At 41.2% G+C, this 16,021-nt stretch carries 12 protein-coding genes; 3 read left to right on the top strand and 9 right to left on the bottom strand.

Annotated elements, in window-relative coordinates:
• Positions 1-2: 2 nt before the first annotated feature.
• A complete protein-coding gene (locus tag B3E00_RS18670) occupies positions 3-590 on the bottom strand; it encodes a Crp/Fnr family transcriptional regulator (protein WP_209578945.1) in 588 nt (195 codons plus the stop codon).
• 247 nt (positions 591-837) lie between these two features.
• Between B3E00_RS18670 and B3E00_RS18665 the strand changes: the two genes are divergently transcribed.
• Positions 838-1,377, top strand: coding sequence for a GNAT family N-acetyltransferase (locus B3E00_RS18665; protein WP_293882278.1), 540 nt, complete (start codon positions 838-840; stop codon positions 1,375-1,377).
• A gap of 8 nt (positions 1,378-1,385) precedes the next feature.
• On the opposite strand, the gene B3E00_RS18660 is transcribed toward B3E00_RS18665, so the two are convergent.
• The 7 genes from B3E00_RS18660 to B3E00_RS18630 all read right to left on the bottom strand — a co-directional run bounded on the left by B3E00_RS18660 (position 1,386) and on the right by B3E00_RS18630 (position 10,674).
• The gene (locus tag B3E00_RS18660) at positions 1,386-1,787 is read right to left on the bottom strand and encodes a DUF1634 domain-containing protein (protein ID WP_293882280.1); all 402 of its coding nucleotides are present in this window, start codon (positions 1,785-1,787) and stop codon (positions 1,386-1,388) included.
• A gap of 78 nt (positions 1,788-1,865) precedes the next feature.
• Entirely contained in the window at positions 1,866-2,699 is an 834-nt protein-coding gene (locus B3E00_RS18655; protein WP_209578942.1) for a sulfite exporter TauE/SafE family protein, read from the bottom strand.
• A gap of 226 nt (positions 2,700-2,925) precedes the next feature.
• A complete protein-coding gene (locus B3E00_RS18650) occupies positions 2,926-6,033 on the bottom strand; it encodes an efflux RND transporter permease subunit (protein WP_293888923.1) in 3,108 nt (1,035 codons plus the stop codon).
• 21 nt (positions 6,034-6,054) lie between these two features.
• Positions 6,055-7,146 (bottom strand): efflux RND transporter periplasmic adaptor subunit, encoded by a 1,092-nt coding sequence (locus B3E00_RS18645; protein WP_293882285.1) that lies wholly within the window; start codon positions 7,144-7,146, stop codon positions 6,055-6,057.
• Positions 7,136-8,470, bottom strand: a complete 1,335-nt coding sequence (locus B3E00_RS18640; protein WP_293939651.1) for a TolC family protein — start codon at positions 8,468-8,470, stop codon at positions 7,136-7,138. The genes B3E00_RS18645 and B3E00_RS18640 overlap by 11 nt, the downstream gene beginning before the upstream one ends.
• 102 nt (positions 8,471-8,572) lie before the next feature.
• Positions 8,573-9,946, bottom strand: a complete 1,374-nt coding sequence (locus tag B3E00_RS18635) for a HAMP domain-containing sensor histidine kinase (RefSeq protein ID WP_293882289.1) — start codon at positions 9,944-9,946, stop codon at positions 8,573-8,575.
• Positions 9,943-10,674: a response regulator transcription factor gene (locus tag B3E00_RS18630; protein ID WP_293882291.1), complete on the bottom strand. Its 732-nt coding sequence runs from the start codon at positions 10,672-10,674 to the stop codon at positions 9,943-9,945. The genes B3E00_RS18635 and B3E00_RS18630 overlap by 4 nt, the downstream gene beginning before the upstream one ends.
• 114 nt (positions 10,675-10,788) lie before the next feature.
• On the opposite strand from B3E00_RS18630, the gene B3E00_RS18625 reads away from it, so the two are divergent.
• On the top strand, positions 10,789-13,302 hold the full coding sequence (locus tag B3E00_RS18625; protein WP_293882293.1) for a phosphocholine-specific phospholipase C: 2,514 nt from the start codon (positions 10,789-10,791) through the stop codon (positions 13,300-13,302).
• A gap of 1 nt (position 13,303) precedes the next feature.
• Here the strand turns inward: B3E00_RS18625 and bioB are convergent, their stop codons facing one another.
• The gene (gene bioB / locus B3E00_RS18620) at positions 13,304-14,395 is read right to left on the bottom strand and encodes a biotin synthase BioB (RefSeq protein ID WP_293882350.1); all 1,092 of its coding nucleotides are present in this window, start codon (positions 14,393-14,395) and stop codon (positions 13,304-13,306) included.
• A 128-nt stretch (positions 14,396-14,523) separates the two neighbouring features.
• Between bioB and B3E00_RS18615 the strand changes: the two genes are divergently transcribed.
• Positions 14,524-16,008 (top strand): PLP-dependent aminotransferase family protein, encoded by a 1,485-nt coding sequence (locus tag B3E00_RS18615; protein ID WP_293882295.1) that lies wholly within the window; start codon positions 14,524-14,526, stop codon positions 16,006-16,008.
• Positions 16,009-16,021: the final 13 nt, after the last annotated feature.

The raw sequence follows: 16,021 nt of genomic DNA, 5'->3' as shown, positions 1-16,021 counted from the left end.
GGTCAAGAATTTCGATTCGGCTTTAATAGCTGCCTTTTTAGGCGACTAAGAAACTCTTGTGTGACGCCGAGATAGGAAGCTAATTGCATATTTGAAATCCTAGGGTAGATTTTGGGATACCTCTTGATAAAATCAAGATATCTCTCCTGAGCAGTAAATCCGATACTCGAAATGATACGATGTTGGGATGCGATCTGTGCACGCTGTGCCATTATCCTCGAAAGTTTTTCAAAGATTGGATGATCTTTGTAGAGTTTGTCTTTATCTTTTTTTGACAGGGTAAGCACGACAGCGTTTTCTAGCGCCTGGATGTTTTGTAGTGCCGGCTCCTGATAGTTGAAGCTCGCAATATCACCAATCCACCAATCTTCAATCGCAAATTGTAGGATATGTTCTATCCCGTCGGCAGTGATATAGAATGATTTAAATAGACCGCTCACCACATATGCTTCATGATGGCAAACTTCACCGGCGCGTAGAAAATAGTCTTTTTTCTTTATTTTTTTGACTTGATAACGTGAAACGATGTCATTCAGCTCGTCCTCTGTGACATCAATACGTTGTTTTACAAATTCCCTAAATTGTTCCATTTGGCTGTAAAATACAAAATTTTGTAAAGCTAATTTAACATGCGCTAAGATTCCTGTCAATAGCCAATTCAGATTAGGCGTACGATTACACTGAGATTAGCTTCATGCTCGAATAAAATTTTTGTTAAGATCTACATTTCTGTGTAATATTTATCATGTTAGCCCCTTAATTTAGCTAGTTTCATCATTAATTGGTATATTCTATAGAAATTGAAATATTTTGATTACTAAACTAGCACTGTGTCGCATGAAGTTTGTCGCTCCCAACACGCTCGAAAATGATAATGTCTTATTAAGGATCATGGAACCATCGGATTTCGATGCGCTATATCAAGTTGCCAAGGATCCACTGATCTGGGAACAGCATCCCAATAAAGACCGTTGGAAAGAAGATGTTTTCCGCCAATTTTTTGAGTCTGCTTTAGCAAGCAAATCGGCTTATTTAATCTATGACAAGAAGAATGCTGCATGTATTGGCAGTACACGATACTATGGGCTTGACGAGGTTGGAAGATCAATTTTTGTTGGATTTACGTTTTATGCGCGCGCTTATTGGGGGGTGGGCATTAATCCTTTAGTCAAAGAGATGATGTTTGACTTTGCATTCAATTTTGTAGACAGCATTTTTATGCATGTTGGTGCGGAGAATTATCGCTCACAGAAGGCCGTGGAACGCTTGGGGGCACTTAAAGTCGCCGAGCGGATGGTGAGTTTTGTAAATGAACCTGAGAGGAAGAATTTTGAATATATGCTGGAGAAATCTTCTTGGCTGCGCGCCAAGAGATAAGGTGATTATTATCCCTTGACGCCGCTAAGTATGCTCCCTATAATGACTGCTAATACGATCAATGTAATGATGATATAAAGCTTGTCCTTTTCGATTACAAATCCAAATAGTGAACCAATTACCCGTACAATAGGAGTGCAAATCAGTAAAAGGACTCCAAGCTGTATGACTTGGGGGACATTTCGGCTTAATGCGCCAGTAATGATCCCAGTAATTGTAGTGTTGGCGTTTTCCTCACCGACAAAATCGCTGTAATTTGGTACAGTTTCCTGTCCATGAACAATCAGGTAGAGGATGCCGCCGAGGACGAGAATGGAAGAAGCGATGACAACTCCTGTTCGTAAAATTTGTCCGACGAGTAGCGAGATATCTTTGTCTCCCCAATAATGTTTGGAAAATACGTGTTTCATTTTGATTATTTATTTTCCTTCTTCGTATCGATGAAGGTTCTTACACAATTAATTATGCCATTGCGTAACGTATGTTTTTTAAAATTTATGTTGGAATCCATTGAAAATCATCTCTAAGGCCACGAATGTTATGGCGACAGCGAAAATGATCCGTAAAGTCTTTGGATTCATACGTTTTAGGAGCTTAGATCCTGTAATGGCACCACCTAATACCCCTAAAATTACCGGAAATGCAATACCTGGATCCATATAGCCTCTTTGCAGATACACGACAGCAGAAGCTGCTGCGGTAACACCGATCATAAAGTTACTCGTTGTTGTACTGACTTTAAATGGAATTTTCATCATGCTATCCATTGCAAGTACTTTAAGGGATCCGGAACCAATCCCCAATAAACCGGAGATAACACCCGCCACACCCATCAATGAAAAGCCTCCCACAATATTGGTTAGCTTGTAGGGAATTAATTTTCCCTCCACTGGATACGTACTGTTTAGCTTTAGTTTTTCAGCTAAAGGGGAACCTCCAGCGTGTGCGTGCTCATTTTTTTTACGCACAGTCATGGCTGCCGAGAAGATTAGTACAAAACCAAAGATTATGGCGATGGTATTCGTCGGCATATAAATAGCGATAACAGCTCCAATGACCGCCCCAATAGTGGTAGCGATTTCTAAAAACATACCTAGCCGGATATTGGTAATGCCTTCCTTGACATAAGCTGTTGCGGCACCGGAAGAAGTGGCTATGGAAGCAAGCAATGCTGCTCCAATGGCATAACGAATATCAACATGAAAAAAGAGTGTCAATAAAGGTATCACAACGACCCCTCCGCCTAAGCCTGTCAGCGATCCTAATAGCCCTGCTACAAACGCACCTAGGAGAAGGATGATTGTAAACGTGAGAATAGTCATAAATATATTATTTGTTTTGATCCTTACAACACAAATTGTTTTAAGGAAGGTAATTTGTTTCAAAATTAAGGGCTTTTTATCGCTTTTTAAACATAAAAGCCGCAAGAGATACAATTGTTACATCGATACTGCCTCAGCAATTGGCATGTGTTGTGGCCTTGTCGCTTAGTGTAGTATCGATGGCGCTCATTGATCGAAGTAAATTCTATACAAGCTATAGACAACACTATTCGGCTATTGTTTGCTGTATCTTTTCTTTTCTATTGAAGATATCATAGATGATCGGAAAAACCAGCAAGGTCAATATAGTTGCTGAGATTAATCCGCCAATGATCACGATTGCCAGCGGTTTTTGTGATTCCGAACCGATACCGGTAGATAGTGCAGCTGGTAAGAGTCCTATAGAAGCCATCAATGCTGTCATAACCACAGGTCTTGTTCGCGATTTTACACCTTTATAGATCGATTGGTCATTCGGTAGTCCATCTTTCTTATTCTGATGGAATTCTGAAATCAGGATTACTCCATTCTGGATACAAATACCAAATAATGCAATCATTCCTACGCCTGCCGATATCCCAAAATTCATACCTGTAACGTGCAAAGCTATAATTCCACCAATCAGAGCAAAGGGAACGTTGGCTAATACGAGCAGAGAGTCTTTGATATTACCAAACAGAATGAACAGTAAGAAGAAGATAACGACCAGACTGATCGGAACCACCTGAGCTAAACGGTGTGTAGCACGTTGCTGATTTTCAAATTGCCCAGTCCAGCCAATGGAATACCCTTCAGGCAGCTTTATTTTACTGACTTTTTGCTGTGCTTCGGCAATGGTGCTTCCTAAGTCACGGTCACGGATGGAAAATTTGATGCCGATATAGCGTTTGATGTTGTCGCGATAGATAAAAGCAGCACCATTATCTTTTTCAATGGTGGCAATACTTTTAAGTGGAATTAATGTGCCATCACCACAGGGAACCATCAGCTGCGCAATATCTTTTTCTGTTTTCCGGTATTCGGGAGCGTAGCGCAGACGAATATTGAACTTACGTTCGCCATCGTACAAGATGGAGGCTGTTTTTCCTCCGAAGGCCATTTCGAGTACCGCCTGTGCATCGGCGGGCAGAACGTTAAACGCTGCCATACGTGTTCGATCCAATACCACGCTCACTTCGGGCTGGCCAATATTGAGAATAATACCTGGCTCTTTAATTCCTTGTATACCTTTTACTTGTGCATAAACTTCTTTTGCAAGACGGTCTAGAGTCGTTAAGTCGTCGCCAAAAATCTTAATTCCGTTTTCAGCTTTGAAACCAGCAACTGCCTCAGCAACATTATCCGAAATAGGTTGTGAATAGTTGTAGGTAATACCTTGATATTGTTTGAGTTTGTGATCCATCTCATCAATCAGCTGATCCATTGTGATTTTGCGCGTCCATTCTTCTTTGGGTTTTAGCGCTACGGCAAACTGAACAAAACCAAACCCGTTAGGATCTGTACCATCGTTGCTCCGTCCAGTTTGGGAGAGCACACCAGTGACCTCAGGGAAGGTTTCCAACGTACTTTTTAATAGTTTGGTTGTTTTAACCGATTCACGTAAAGAAGTACTCATAGGCATCTCAGCAGTAACCCAAAGGGATCCTTCGTTTAATGTTGGTAAAAATTCTGTTCCTAAAAATTTTGCAGAAAACAAGACTACCGCCAATAAAGTAATTGCGAGGATCATGCTCAGACGTTTGTTTCTAAAGGTGAAACCAAATCCTTTAGCAACGACCCTATTCCAGAATTCCACAAAGGGATTGTGGCGCTCGCGCACATTTTTATTGAGCAGAATATGTGATAAAGCAGGAACGAGCGTTAAGGTAAAAAGCAGCGCTCCCAATAAGGCAAAACCTAGGGTAAAGGCTAGTGGCGCAAACATCTTTCCTTCAACTTTCTGGAAGGAGAATATAGGAATCAATGAGGTAATGATAATCAGTTTGGAAAAAAAGATGGCTTTACCCAATCCCGTTCCTGTCTGTTTGATCCAGCCTGCTTTGGCCATCTTGTTGAATTTTTCCATGCCAAGTTTGTGTGCCTTATGATCCAGCATGACAAATATCCCTTCCACCATAACCACGGCACCGTCGATAATAATACCGAAGTCTACCGCGCCTAAAGAAAGCAGGTTGGCACTCATGCCGGCCAGTTTAAGGCATAGAAAGGCAAAAAGTAAGGCGAGAGGTATGATTATGGAAACGATAACCGTGGTGCGCCAGTCTGCCATAAAGAGCAGTACCATCAAGGTGACAAGCACAATACCTTCGATCAAGTTATGCATAACGGTATGTGTTGTAAAATCCATGAGGTTGTCACGGTCATAGAAAGTTTGCATCTTGACGTCTTTGGGGAGGATTTTGTTGTTAAGCTCATCTATTTTCGCTTTTACAGCAGTCAATACCTCTCTTGGATTTTCACCTTTGCGCATTACGATGGTTCCTGCTACTACATCATCATTCTTACCAAAACCGGCTTGGCCGACGCGAGGCATCGCGCTTTCTTTCACTTCAGCCACATTCTTGACGAATACAGGATTTCCCTTTTGATTTATTACGGTGATGTTTTCGATATCATTGATTGAGTTGACTAGACCAATACCTCGTACAACGTAGGATTGACCGCTTTTTTCGATAACATCTCCACCCACATTCAGGTTACTTTTGCTCACGGCATCAAATACCTGTAAAGGTGTCAGGTTAAATTTGTCGAGCTTTATGGGGTCTGTACTGATTTCGTAAACCAAATCTTGTCCGCCAAAAACATTGATATCGGCTACACCGGGGACACCCCGCAGCGCCCGGTCAATAACCCATGTCTGTAAAGTAAGAAGGTCGCGTGAATTGCGTTGATCGCTGTGTAATGTATAGCGGAAAATTTCTCCAGTAGGACCGTAAGGGGGCTGTACATCCGGATCGACATCGTCTGGTAGGCTCACGGATCGCAGGAGGTTATTGACTTGGTTGCGGGCAAAAGTATCGTCGACACCATCATCAAAGATGATTTTGACAATGGAGAGGCCAAACATGGTCGTGCTACGTATACTCGTTTTCTTTTGTACCGGGCTCATGCCCAATTCAATCGGTGTAGTCACAAAACGTTCGACTTCCTCTGCACTCCGACCATTCCATTGGGTAATGATGGTTATCTGTGTATTGGTAACATCCGGAAATGCCTCAATGGGCATACTTTTAAAACTGATAAAACCAGAAATAGCCAAGATAGCCACCCAAATAAAGGTAAAGGCTTTATTTTTTATGGAAAAGGCAATGATATTCTTAATGAATTTGTTCATTCGTGTAAATGCTAAGGCAGATTAATTATTCAGTGCTCTATAGATCAAAAGTTTATTGTTTACAACAACTTTCTCTCCTTCCTGTAGTCCCGTAGACATATAGGTTGTTTCTTCGTTTTGCTTTATCGGCAGGATTTCACGAATCTTGATGTCATTTGGAGATTTGTAAACCAATACGAAATATTTGTTTTGATCAAAAATGACTGCGTCCGAAGGAACAGCTAGCGCCTGGGTGTTGGATCGATGTGCTACTTTAATGGTGGCCTTACTTTCTGGAATAAGTAGTCCATCTTTATTGTCGAGTACCACACGGGCCTGCATAGCATTGGTCTGTGGGTCGATAATCTTAAAAATTTTGTCGATACTACCTTGAAATTTTTTGTCCGGGTAACTCAGCGTTGACACCACGGCAGGCATGCCCATACTAATCTTTTCAATATCTGTTTCGTTGACATTCAGGATGGCCCATACATCTTTTGTATTGGCCACATCGAAGATGTTGTCGCTTCGGTCACTCCGCAGTTGCATATCCTTGTTGATATTTTTTTGTACGATGTATCCATCGATTGGCGATACCACCGAATATATATTGCCGCGTCGGACATTATAGATCTGACTGACTGCTTCAGAGCGGCGGAGCTGCTCTTTGGCTTTCGTTAACTGTCCTTTTGCTTCCAGCATGTCCTTATCTGTACTCAGTTTACCTGTATACATGTCTTCCGCTACACGGTAGTTTTTTTCGGCAAGCAATACATCTGTTTTGGCATCCGAAAGATCTTTCTGTATGCCCGCAACTTCTGTACTTCTGATTGTGGCCAATACCTGACCTTTGTGTACATAATCGCCCAAGGACGCATTCACGGATACCACATTACCGCCAACGAGAGGGAAGATATCGATGTAATTGTTCTGATCAGCAGATATTTTACCAAAGAAATTGAGTTCTTCGCTCACATTTTCTTTTTTAACCGTTGCAAAACTGGTCGATTTTAGCATCGTCTCACTCATTTCGAAACCTTTGCCAACGGCTGTATTATCCGTTTCTTTATGATTTTTGCAAGAGTAGAGTAGCACTACAGCCACTGTGGCTATGAGAAGTTGTTTATTTGACATGAGTTGAGTTGAATATAGATGTTTGCGCCAGGTAGTTTAATTGTTCGGCATTGAGAATAATTTCCTTTTTCATATCATATAGCTTCAGCATGGATATGCGGTAGCTATCCATAAAATCAGTGAATTCCACGAGGGAGATGTTACCTTTTCTGAAATTGTTAAATACGCCATCATAGACCACTGCAATGTCGTGGAGGTCGTCAGGTGTAATGGTAAAATACTGATTGTATTGGTTTTCCCAGGACAGGTAATTGGAACGGATCTGTGATTCGAGCTGCTGCCGTTGGACTTCAATATTTTTCTTTGCTTCTTCTTCGGCGTATTTTGCTTTGATTACATTTCCTTTATTTTGTTTCCATAGCGGGAGTGGAATTTCTGCCGTTAAGTTAATTTCATTGCGAAAAGCACCTGAATTTTGACTATAGGCAAGCCCAAGATTGATGTCAGGCGTATTTAACGATTGTTGCCATGTTGTAAATAACTGTGCGCTTTCCGAGGTTTTTAATGCAAATTGATAATCAGCATTGTTTTCCAACGCCAATTGGAAGATTTTTTCCAAAGGCATTGTTGGTTTTATGGCAAGTTCCTGATCTGCTTCTTGATCGGTTAGGTTCGGTAGTACGTCTTCCTGACTGGAGATGAGTACACGTAATTGTTGTTGTAAGTTAATGCTATTGTTGATCGCAGTTGTTTTTTCATTATTGAGATCGATAGCCATTGTTTGAAGGCGAACTTGATCTTTTAATGAAATGTTTCCTTTCTTACCTTGTTCTTTGTATGCCGTTAGTAGACTATTTAGATAGTCAAGCTGAATTTTGATATCTGCCAATTTATGCTGTTCAAAGTAAAGGGAATAGAAAGTTGTACGGAGTTGTGCGCGAAGACTGGCCAGCAGTTGACTGAATTGTAGTTTGGCAAGTTCGACATTCGATTTGGCGAATTCTACTTGATTTTTCTTTTTTCCACCGAGATAGATCAATTGGGATATACTGGCTTCTTTAGAAGGACCCGCGTGGAATACCTTTTTATTCTGTGGATCATAGGCGTTAACATTCATTTCCAGCTTTGGCAGCTCCCATATTTTAGCTTGTATGACGTCTGCCTCGGCCTGACTGATGTCATATTGTTGGGCAAGTAGAGAAAGATTGCTCTGTACAAATGCTGCTTCGCATTCTCGAAGCGTCATTTGTTGTCCGGCGATATCGCCTTGCTTTTTTATAAGTGTACTTTCATCCATACGCACATAATCTGTTCGCGGCGGTCTCTGCTGGGCAAATGCTATACCATTGAAAAGCAATAAAAATAAGAGAGGTGTCTTTGTCATTTGTTTCAAAACTGATGAAACAAAATAACTGGTCGAAAATTAAAGACGCCTTAAGAAATGCTTAAAAAAAGCTTAAAAAGGAAGTTTCTATCGATACTGTTTTTACTCGGGAGCTTGTAATTTAAATAGTAACACGAAGGTATGCTTGCCATGCTTTTTATTGGCTTGGTATTCAATTGTCGCATGATGCGATTGCACGATGCGCTGAACAATGCGCAGCCCCAATCCAGATCCTGTTGTCTCACTAGCATTTTCTCCGCGGCTGAATGCATCAAAAATTCGCTTTTGGTCGCTGGTACTCAAGGCGGGCCCCGTATTACTAACAAGCACTTTTAGTTCTTGTGCTGATTCTATCAATGTGACTTTTACCTCCCTGTTGTCTGAATAGAGCGCAGCATTCTTAAATAAATTTACAAAAGCGATTTCAATCAATTGAGCGGAACAAAAAATGCTGAGTTTGGGGTCTTCAGTTCCGCTAATTGAAAAATCCAGTTGAAGGTCGGGGAATACTTTGGCTACTTTTTCATAGGCCATAAATATAATTTCATCGATTCGCTCTTCTTTATACGTCATTTTTAAACGTTCCGAATCAAATTTTGAAAGAAGCATCAGCGAATCTGTGACTTCTGAGAGGTGCAATGTTTCTTTGGATATGTTGCGTAATACCTGCCTCACCTCTTCACTTAACTGGTTCTGATGGTACAGGTTTTCAAGTTGAAAAGACATTCGTGCAAGTGGTGTTCGTAATTCGTGGGAAGCGCTGGAATTAAATTCTTTCTGCGATTCGAAAGCAGTAGAAAGTCGTAATAACATCGTGTTAAATGCTCGGGTTAGTACAGTAATTTCGTCGGTATTTCCTGTGTACTCAACAGGTTTAGTGAGTCTGCTGGCATTAATCTGCGTAATATTGTCTTTTAATTTATCGAGCGGGACCAACAGCCGTTGGATCAGATTATAGCTGAATACCCACACTAAAGCCGCACTCAGGATAAATAGTATCGTGAGGACAAGCGCTAGATGGTCCATTTTTTCATTTCCGGAATAATCCTGTGCTTTTACGATAATATAGTAGGGGGATCCATTAATGCGATAATATTTGGCAAATGTCTCATATTGGTCTTGGTTGTAGAAGATCTGCTTTTCATGATCGAGCCGATTAACAATTGACGCGCTCCAGGTAACGGTTTGGTCCTTGACAGTGCTAAAGACCAATTGTTTGTTTTTGTCGAGAATGATAACATCTTCGTAGAATAAACCATCTTCATCGTCGTGAAAGTAATTTTTATAGGACTGTCTATTGAAATAGGGGTTGCTGGCGATGTAATGAGATATATTATCCAATTTATCGATCAGCCGCTGGCGGAATTGATCTTTACGAAAGTCGAAACTAGCATAATAGATAATTAACATTGCTACTCCAAAAAGGACGGAAAATGCGATGCTGAAACTAATGGCTATTTTCTTCTTCAAATTCATTTGTCTGCCGATAGAAAATAGCCAAATCCAGGTCGTGTATGGATAAGTTTATTCGGATGATTCTTATCAATTTTCTTGCGTAAAAAGTTGATGTATACTTCTATTGTATTCTGTGTTGTCTGAAATTGATTCTGCCACACTTCTTCGGAAATATGCTGCTTTGATAACGTTCGGCCCTTTGCCTGTGCTAAGATAAGTAACAGCTGAAATTCCTTTTGAGTGAGATTAATCTCTTCATTGGCACGTAGTACGCGAGCTTCATCTGGATAAATAACCAGATCATCTATGATTAAGGTTTTTGTATCACTGCTGTCACTGTGTTGTTGCCTGCGTAACAGGGAATAGATTCGCATTAAAAGTTCATCTAAAACGAATGGTTTGACCAGGTAATCGTCGGCTGCCCGAAGAAACGCTTCTTTCTTGTCGTCTATATCATCATAAGCTGAAAGGATAATAATTGGTGTAAAAGCATCATGGCGTCTTATTTTTTTACAGATTTCCAAGCCATTGATTTTTGGAACGTTAATATCCAATAGAAAAAAACCATATTTCTTTTGGTGCGTTTTGGCCAAAAATTCAATTCCATCAAAGGCTTGATCGCAGGAAAAGCCTTGGTTTAATAAAAACGATCGAATCTCCTTCGAGAGTACCTTGTCGTCTTCGAGTAGCAAAATATCTACCATACGTCCATCTATTGTCTTTCGTAAAAATAAACAAATTTTTGCCATCCTATCAAAAAGATATTTCATGATACCTCCATTTAGTAACATAAGAATTACACGAAGAAATATGAAAGGAAAGGAAATCTAAGTAGATTCAATTCGAAATTATAAATAAGTATTATGGAAAGCAGAAGAGAGTTCCTGAGAAAAACTTTGCTATTTTCGGGAGCAGCAGGTATTGCCAGTTTTATGCCTCGTTCAATCCAAAGAGCCTTTGCGATAGATCCTGAGATGGGAAGTACTTTTTTGGATGCCGAGCATATCGTTATCCTTATGCAGGAAAATCGGTCTTTCGATCATACGCTTGGGACGCTTTCAGGAGTTCGTGGTTTCAATGATCCACGGTCAATCCGCTTACCGAACGGTTTGCCCGTATGGTATCAAACGGATAAGAATGGAAAGATCTATGCACCCTTTCGATTAAATCTAACAGAGAGTAAAGTAACTTGGATGGGTTCTCTTCCGCACAGTAGGGCGAGCCAAGTGGATGCCTTTAACCACGGACGCTACGATCAGTGGCTGTTGTCCAAGCAGTCGGGCAATAAGGAATATGCGACTATGCCGTTAACATTGGGGTATTTTACTCGTGAGGATCTACCTTTTCATTATGCTTTGGCGGATGCATTTACCGTGTGTGATCAGAATTTCTGTTCAGGCATGACAAGCACCACGCCGAACCGTTCCTTTTTTTGGACGGGGAAGATTACAGAAATGAAAGATGGCTTGCAAAAGGCAAATATTAGGAACGACGATTTTGCGTACGGTAAAATGACTTGGGAAACTTTCCCGGAATTGCTTGAGAAGGATGGAATTACCTGGCGTTTTTATCAAAATGAGACAAGTTGTGGCGGAGGATTTGCTGGGAAAGAAAGGGCATGGTTGTCAAATTTCGGATGTAATTTACTAGAGTTCTTTCAGGCTTATCACGTTAAATTTAAGGAAAGCTATATCAGAAATCTGGAAAAACAGGTGCGTGATTTACCCGTGCAGATTTCGAACTTGGAAGAAAAGTCTGCTGGCTCTGAGGAACAAGCCGAAAAAATCCGTGCTGATATCCGAAAAAAAAGCGAGGTATTGGAGCGAGCTGAGAAGGAACTCAAAGCATATAATCCGGACAATTATAAAGCGTTAGGTGATTTTGCTAAATCATTGAATGAAAGAGCTTTTACGGTAAACAAGGGCGACAATAATTACAGGTCGCTTGATACCTTGCATTTTAAGTGGAAAGGAAAAAAGGGTACGCTGGAAGTTCCGAAAGGGGACGTTCTTTATCAATTCAGGAAGGATGTTGATACCGGTAGATTGCCAGCCGTATCCTGGCTGGCTGGTCCGCAAAATTTTTCGGATCATCCGAGTGCTCCCTGGTACGGAGCTTGGTATGTATCCGAAGTTTTGGAAATTTTAACGAAAAAACCTGAAATCTGGAAAAAAACAATTTTTATCATTACTTATGATGAAAACGATGGTTATTATGATCACGTAAAGCCATTTGTTGTTCCTGATTTGACTAAAAAAGACACCGGGGCATGCTCTGCTGGTATTGATACGGAGGTGGAAATGGTACGTTTAGAAAATGAGCTGAAGCAGGGGATTGCTAAAAAGCAAGCGCGTGAAGGAGCTGTGGGCTTAGGTTTTCGTGTGCCCATGTATATTGTTTCGCCCTGGTCGCGGGGAGGTAAGGTGTGTTCTCAGGTATTTGATCATACATCTACTTTGCAGTTTTTGGAATACTTTTTCAATAAAAAGCTGAACAAGAATATGCATTTGGAAAACATCAGTGCATGGCGTCGAACGATCTGTGGTAATTTGACTGCAGCCTTTACACCTTTTACAGAGCAAAAAGAACAGATCACTTTCCTAGACCGCAATCAGCACATTGAAACGATCTATAAGGCACAATTTAAGGATAATCCGCGAGCTTTTGTGGCAGTCAATGATCGTGAACTTGCGAAGAGAAAGGTCTGGATCCCAGAATTTGACCGTATACAGGAGCGTGGGATTCGTAAATCCTTAAATTTGCCTTATGCGCATGAAGCAGTTGGCTATGTGGAAGATGGACAGTTTTGTCTCGTGATGACTGTAGACAACAAGCTGTTTGGAAAAAGAACTGCAGGCACGGCTTTCAATGTGTATAGCCCGCTGGCCTATCGTGATGACCAAGGACAAAGCGAAACCTATCGTAACTGGAATTTTGCGGTGAAGGCCGGTGATCGTTTGGAATACCAATGGGACCTAGCAAAGTTTGAAGGAGATCGTTATGCTTTCGAACTGCATGGACCAAATGGTTTTTATCGTAAATTTTCCGGGGAGAAGGGGACAGCAGCAATACAAGCCGCGGTAGCTCCGGAGCTTAAGGCCCTGACACAGGTAGCTACAGGAAAATTACAGCTGAAACTAAAAAACAATAGTGACCAGCGCGTAACAATAGCTGTTGAAACCCTCAACTATAAAAAATATGCCACAACAAAAGAAATCGCCCCGGCCGAGGAAGTTATATTGATCCTGGATATTGAAAAACAAGGTAATTGGTATGATATTGCTATAAAGCTTAATGGAGACAATAATCCAATTATTCAGCTCGCCGGGCGCTTGGAAACAGGGACAGAAAGTACAACTGATCCCTTATTAGCATAAATTATTCTTTCTTCTGCTGCTTAGCGATGTTGCGGAGAACTGTATGTTTGGGTCTTGACCATTTGGGTCTTTCTCCAAGATCGTGATAAATTGCCATTTCTTTTGCGATGGTTTCGGGCTGATTTTTTTTCTCAAACGGCTGCTGTGTAACCAGACCTAATGCTTTAAATAGGTCGAGGTCTTCGTTGCCGTCGGGATTGGGTGTGGTGAGTAGTTTATCGCCCGAGAAAATCGAATTGGCTCCTGCGAAAAAGCACAAAGCTTGTCCCTCCTTACTCATATAGGTGCGCCCTGCCGATAGGCGGACTTGGGTTTTGGGCAATAAAATGCGCGCCGTAGCAACCATTCGTACCATTTCCCAGATGGATGCGGTTTCCATTGCCTCCATTGGTGTACCCATTACAGGCACTAATGCATTGATCGGCACCGATTCGGGCTGCGGAATGAGTGACGCCAGCGTAATCAACATTTTGGCACGATCTGCAATAGTTTCGCCCATTCCAATGATGCCGCCACTACAGACTGTGATATTTGTTTTGCGGACATTTTCGATCGTTTTTAAGCGATCATCGTAACTTCTGGTCGAGATAATTTCTTGATAGTAATCGGAAGAAGAATCGAGATTGTGGTTGTAGGCATACAATCCAGCTTCAGACAAACGTTGTGCCTGGTTTTCGGTCAACATTCCGAGCGTACAACAGACTTCCATGTCAAGTTTGTTTAGGGTACGAACCATATCAAGTACACGGTCAAACTCATGACCATCCTTCACATTGCGCCAGGCGGCTCCCATGCAGATCCGTGAACTGCCACGAGCCTTGGCAGCCAAGGCTTGCTCTTTGACCTGATCAACGCTCATCAAGCTCTCTGCCTTAACATGTGTATGGTAACGTGCGGCTTGGGGACAGTAAGCGCAGTCTTCGGGACATCCACCTGTTTTTATTGAAATCAATGTGGATACCTGCACTTTATTGGGGTCATGATATTTTCTATGTGTTTTTGCAGCTTCATATAGAAGCTCCATCAACGGTTTGTTGTATAGCGCGACAACTTCTTCTTGCGTCCATTTTCGTTTTGATTCCATGTTATCCATAAGTTTTGTTATAAAATCGGGTCTAATTCCTTTAGTCATGTTGCGACATCCTATTTAAAGATGTTTTTTTATCTTGGTTACAAAGATTATAGATTAAATTTTAACTTTGATCGTCCGAAATAAACATAATGAGTAGTCCGGTTGGTATAGCTTTTCATTCTATTATTAAGATTGACCGTCGCAAGGATGACGCTGTCTATCTACAGATCGTGTATCAGTTTATCAATGCAGTTAAACGGAATCTTTTAGAGGATGGAGATTTGTTGCCTGGAAGCCGAAAGATTGCAGATGAATTGAAAGTGCACCGAAAAACTATCGTAGCCGCATTTGCTGAATTGCAGGAGCAGGGCTGGGTGGACATTGTACCCAATCGAGGTACTTTTGTGAAAAATCCCGAACGTATCGACGCTTCGACATCGACCATGGGTGCCTTTAGGCAGCCACCTAGTTTTGCACCTTATTCTTTCCGAAGGGAGCTGATATTGGATATGCCTAAGTTAGAAGCTTCAGAGAAGTATTATTTTACGGATGGCACACCAGATTACAGTATTATTAGTGCTGAGGAACTGGTACGTTTTTACGCATCAATGGTTAAACGCAAAAAGAAAAGTGATGACTTTCCAACCACTACGGAGGGGAATCTGTTTTTTAGGGATCAGTTAAGTTATTATTTGAACTTGACTAGGGGATTTCATCTTTCCCGGAACTTCTTGTTGCCAATTGCCAGCCGTGAGCAAATCTTTTCCATTTTATCCCGATTATTAATTCGGCGTGACGACGTTGTGCTGGTGGAGAATTTAAGTTATTTTCTTCCCAATATGATACTTAGTCAAGCAGGAGCCAAACTGAAAACCGTTCCGGTAGATGCGGATGGTATGATTATAGGTAGGATCGGCGATCAATTTAAGCCCGGCGAGATCAGATGTGTTTATCTCAACTCCAGATGTCAGTATCCAACGACGGTTAACCTTTCCGAAAAACGGAAAATTCAATTGTTACAACTGGCCGAGCAGTACGATTTTATCATTATTGAGGATGATGTAGATTTCGAGTCATCCTTTTTTAAAACAAAAGGGGAATCGCTTTTTCGGAAAAATGCAGGCAACCGGGTGATTTATACCGGTGCTTTCGGAAGTTTCTTTGCTCCAGGTTTCCAAATGAATTTTTTGATCGCGCCTCAGGATCTGCTAGATGAAGGTAAAAAATATCTGAATATCTTCGGGAAGCCGAATTTTATGATTGAGAAAACATTGGGTGAAATTATCCATCAGGGTGATATCTTTCGTTATCAGCGTAAATTTCAGAAAGTTATTGCAGAGCGCAAAGAGTTGTTTGGAGTGTTGTTGCGGCGTTATTTTGAAGATGAAGTTACTTTCACAGTTCCAGAGGCTGGACTGGCTTTTTGGGTACAGTTCAAATCTGTTTTTTCTTTGACTGTATTACAAGAAAAGGCGCGAGGCAGGGGATTATTAATTCCAAGCAATTGTCTATATCAAAATAGGATGGTTACTGCATTGCGATTGGGTTTTGCTCATTTAGACGAGCAGCGTATGTCGGATGCAATTTATTTGTTAAGGTCGGCCTATGGTGACTTGATGGACACTAACTCATGAAATTTACAAAACA

It is taken from the genome of Sphingobacterium sp. UBA5996, assembly GCF_002429765.1.
Taxonomy (GTDB): domain Bacteria; phylum Bacteroidota; class Bacteroidia; order Sphingobacteriales; family Sphingobacteriaceae; genus Sphingobacterium.
Note: the sequence above shows the minus strand (reverse complement) of the source record. Positions and strands in the feature narration are given on the sequence as shown.

What these genes read in the sequence shown, in the direction of transcription:
- B3E00_RS18625 (WP_293882293.1), top strand. Translation starts at nt 10,789, where the DNA reads ATGGAAAGCAGAAGAGAGTTCCTGAGAAAAACTTTGCTATTTTCGGGA.
- B3E00_RS18650 (WP_293888923.1), bottom strand. Translation starts at nt 6,033, where the DNA reads ATGAACAAATTCATTAAGAATATCATTGCCTTTTCCATAAAAAATAAA.
- bioB (WP_293882350.1), bottom strand. Translation starts at nt 14,395, where the DNA reads ATGGATAACATGGAATCAAAACGAAAATGGACGCAAGAAGAAGTTGTC.
- B3E00_RS18665 (WP_293882278.1), top strand. Translation starts at nt 838, where the DNA reads ATGAAGTTTGTCGCTCCCAACACGCTCGAAAATGATAATGTCTTATTA.
- B3E00_RS18630 (WP_293882291.1), bottom strand. Translation starts at nt 10,674, where the DNA reads ATGGCAAAAATTTGTTTATTTTTACGAAAGACAATAGATGGACGTATG.
- B3E00_RS18615 (WP_293882295.1), top strand. Translation starts at nt 14,524, where the DNA reads ATGAGTAGTCCGGTTGGTATAGCTTTTCATTCTATTATTAAGATTGAC.
- B3E00_RS18640 (WP_293939651.1), bottom strand. Translation starts at nt 8,470, where the DNA reads ATGACAAAGACACCTCTCTTATTTTTATTGCTTTTCAATGGTATAGCA.
- B3E00_RS18655 (WP_209578942.1), bottom strand. Translation starts at nt 2,699, where the DNA reads ATGACTATTCTCACGTTTACAATCATCCTTCTCCTAGGTGCGTTTGTA.
- B3E00_RS18635 (WP_293882289.1), bottom strand. Translation starts at nt 9,946, where the DNA reads ATGAATTTGAAGAAGAAAATAGCCATTAGTTTCAGCATCGCATTTTCC.
- B3E00_RS18670 (WP_209578945.1), bottom strand. Translation starts at nt 590, where the DNA reads ATGGAACAATTTAGGGAATTTGTAAAACAACGTATTGATGTCACAGAG.
- B3E00_RS18645 (WP_293882285.1), bottom strand. Translation starts at nt 7,146, where the DNA reads ATGTCAAATAAACAACTTCTCATAGCCACAGTGGCTGTAGTGCTACTC.
- B3E00_RS18660 (WP_293882280.1), bottom strand. Translation starts at nt 1,787, where the DNA reads ATGAAACACGTATTTTCCAAACATTATTGGGGAGACAAAGATATCTCG.